The organism is bacterium (Candidatus Blackallbacteria) CG13_big_fil_rev_8_21_14_2_50_49_14, assembly GCA_002783405.1.
Classification (GTDB): domain Bacteria; phylum Cyanobacteriota; class Sericytochromatia; order UBA7694; family UBA7694.
Map to the genome: position 1 here is coordinate 12,290 of PFGG01000026.1, position 3,407 is coordinate 15,696.

1 protein-coding gene and 1 pseudogene (1 of these 2 cut by a window edge) are annotated in these 3,407 nt (G+C 45.5%); one reads left to right on the forward strand and one right to left on the reverse strand.

Annotated elements, in window-relative coordinates; translation table 11 throughout:
* A pseudogene (locus COW20_05850) lies at positions 1–806 on the forward strand (hypothetical protein) (it extends 760 nt beyond the left edge of the window).
* A gap of 106 nt (positions 807–912) precedes the next feature.
* Here COW20_05850 and COW20_05855 read toward each other — a convergent pair.
* Positions 913–2,493 carry an IS66 family transposase gene (locus COW20_05855; GenBank protein ID PIW49460.1) on the reverse strand — a complete coding sequence of 527 codons (1,581 nt, stop codon included), beginning with the start codon at positions 2,491–2,493 and terminating at the stop codon, positions 913–915.
* Positions 2,494–3,407 lie beyond the last annotated feature (914 nt).

The window sequence follows — 3,407 nt, forward strand, 5'->3', positions numbered from 1 at the left end:
CACTGATTTCAGGCCAAAACGAAAAAACCGTGCAAAGTTACCTGTCAACAGCCCTAAATGCCCTGAAGAGCATAGGTAATCCCGACATGGCCCAACTTTTTATCAATGACGATTTTCGGTTTTCTCTGCTCCGAAAGGAAAAAACAGCTATATTTCTGATTGTACCCGCAGACAGAATTGCACCCTACAGCTATGTGATGAACCTGTTTTATTCTCAGTTATTTAGCTCGGTAATGCGTTCCATTGAACCCAGTGACTTGCCTTTTTACGCGATTCTTGATGAATTCGGACACTATAACATTCCCCATTTTGATACCATCATGACCACGGCCCGTAAGTACAAAGTTTCTATCTCTCTGATTTTGCAAAGTGTTCACCAACTTTATAAGCAATACGGTGATCATGGTGCTAAAACCATTATGGGCGGGGGAATTGCGACACGGGTTTTTTATTCTGGCATGGATCTTGAAACGGCCAAAATGGTCGAGCAAATGTTGGGTAAAGTGCAGATTGTTCAAAAGACCAGAGGCGGTGAAAAACATGTGCGGGAAGAAAATTTAATGAACGCAGATCGCCTGATGCGCATTGCCACTGACCAAGCAATCGCTTTGGTTGGGAACAATGAGCCCATGATGTTACCAACCTACCTGGTACATGACCAGCGGCACTTTGTGAAACGAATGCAGCTCCCACACCCACCCTTACCCAGTAAAAAATCTTTGAAAATTAAGCGTGTTGAATTTTTTAATGCTCAGGAACAAAAAAAAAATTCTCTTGTCGAAAAAATGATTCCTGCCTGTCCATAAGAGGCTTCTAAGCAATAAGAGATTTGTTTTTGGTAAAGAGCCATTTGATTAAAATAAATCAAAAGATGTAACTCTGGCCACGCTTTGCTTGTGAAAAGGTAACTATTCAGGTGGGGGTGAAGGAAGGTATAACGGGTTGCCCTTGAATAGCTTGAGCGAGAGAGTTAATCAAGTTAAACCCCTGTTTCTTCAAGGTTGAAAGATAACTGCGAATCCGACAGAATGTCTGGGCTCCAGCCATCGTGCGGAAACACCCTGATATCTTCTGGTACAACTTTACCATCCGAATATCTCGTTCCGCTTGATTGTTGTCAAAGGGAACCCGAAAATCATGCATAAATCTCAATACCTCTGGCCGGTACTGACTTAAGCGTTCCAACAGATTCCGAGCAGGGCTTTTCTTCTGACGACCCCGTTTCTTCTCAGGCTTTTCCGGTAGCGGATTGACGGCCAAACCAGCCTCTAAAATCTCGCCATAACTCTTCTCAAAATTCGCTATCTCGCCCACTGACAATGCCGCATTCGGACAAGCTTCTACAGCATTTTTGATCTCTCTAAGCAATTCGGCCATCTGCCCAGCCCACGCTTGCTGATAGCTTTCCTCTACAAACTTCAGCTCCCGCAAATGATGTGCGTTACACAACGCATGGACACAACTGTATTGAAAGTACGGCTTCCAATGATCATGCGCCAAAATACCTGCGAACTCTGGCAAAATACCTATCTCAGCGCTTGCCTCCTGACCTCGCTTGGCATGCACCTGATACCAACTCCAGTCAGCCGTTGAGGCCGAATGCACCCAATGGAGTTTCTTCTCCACTCTCATACCGCTCTCATCGTGGTGTAAGACCTCTACATTTTTGAGCATCTCCTTTGCTACTGCTTCAAATTCACTCAGGTTCTCGCCACAGCTTTGAACTGCATTGAACAAGGTTCCCTCACTGATGCTTTGTCCACACAGGACTTCAAAGACTTCCCCCAAGCGTTCATAGGGCAAAAATTGATATTGGTTAAAATACACGGCTAGCCCTTTTAAATGGCTCCCATACTGGACGGCTTGTTTCACTTCTTCAGGAAATTTGCCCTTGGTTTCGGCATGGCACACGGGACATGCCTTAATCTCTGAGCGATATTCTGTCACCTTCAAATGAACCTCTGGCCACTCAAAGATTTGCCGTTTCTCATAGATCAGAGCTTCTTGAGAACTTAAATCATGACCACAGTGACTGCATTCCTTAGCAGGACAATCCTTCACTTCAGTCGGTTTTTCACAAAAGGATAACGTGGAACCCTTATGACCTTCTTGACCCCCTGGTTTGCGGCCACTGCGTGTGCGCAGGCTTCTGTTCTTTCGTTTCAATCCATCGCTTGAAGGGGGTTTGCTACTATTCTGGCTGTTCTTACCTAATTGAGCTTCCAGCTTTTCGATACGTTCTCTCAAGCTCTGGAGCATCTGTTCTTGCTTCATGAACAACTCTACGACTACGTCAGGCCCAGCCTCATAAATAGCTAAAATTTCTTCACGTGTTATCATTCTAAAAAAGTGTATCATACATTTTGAACTTTTCAGATCACCTGAATAGTTACGTGAAAAGAGAATAAACACATCTGTTCCATCGTTGTCGGAACAGAATCGTTTATTCAAAAGCGGACTACTCATAATACAAAACGTGTTTCTATATAGCATGTTTCATAACACGTTTTAAAACCATAAAACCAAAAGAAAACGCGGGGGGCGTCGGGGGCGCTACGCAAGTAATAAAGACCTTTTGCTTGTGGTTTCGCCACTGCGCCATAAAAGGTTTTCCTTTGGTGGCTCCGACCCCCGACTCTTTTGCTTTGCTCCCTTTGCTTATCCTGGCCTTGCCGTCCAGACTATCGCGTTGGGACTTCGGGAATTAATTCCCTTCGGGTTTCACTGCGCTTAACCTCAAAGCAAAAGAGTCGGGGCTGCCATTCGATCACCCTGGGGTTTGCGTTGCTGCTCCCCAGGGGTCTCATGGGCCCCCGACGCCCCCCGCGCAGGTAAGGATTGTCCTTTGGACGCAAATAGCACGCCAGAAGGCGTGAATAAAACCGGATCTGCACCAAACCCGCCGTGCATAAGTATTGAACTCTATTCCCCCTTTGAGCTTAACCCATTACCCTTGCTTAAGGGTTTTTTACCTTTGCCCGCACCGCACCGCGCAAACCTACAAATAGGCAGCTCCCTCCACCAAGTATCGAAAATGAGCCGTCCCCATTTTCGATTTATAAGGAGTGTGATTTTTGCCTAACAGGCAAAAATCACTTCCTTGCTGCAGAGTAAGTACATTAACACCTCTTGAGATTACTACCCACCACAAAAGTGCCCTCCGGCTGTCAAGGAGGAGCACCTTGACAGCTTTTGTGGTGGGGCAGTGCTTTTGAGGTGTTTAACCTATTTCTAGTTCAATATGAACGAAAACATGATGAGAGATTTAGAGAAAAAGTCAAGAGCTATCCTATGGAAGCTCGATAAAGTGGAGCGAGCCCTTCATTTTCACGCCTGGTTACACCTGGCTCTTTTAATTTTGGGCTCGCTTCACCTTATTTTAATGGTGCTCCTCCAATAGGAGGGTC

Coding starts and splice junctions, on each gene's coding strand:
- COW20_05855 (PIW49460.1), bottom strand. CDS start 2,493: ATGCTATATAGAAACACGTTTTGTATTATGAGTAGTCCGCTTTTGAAT.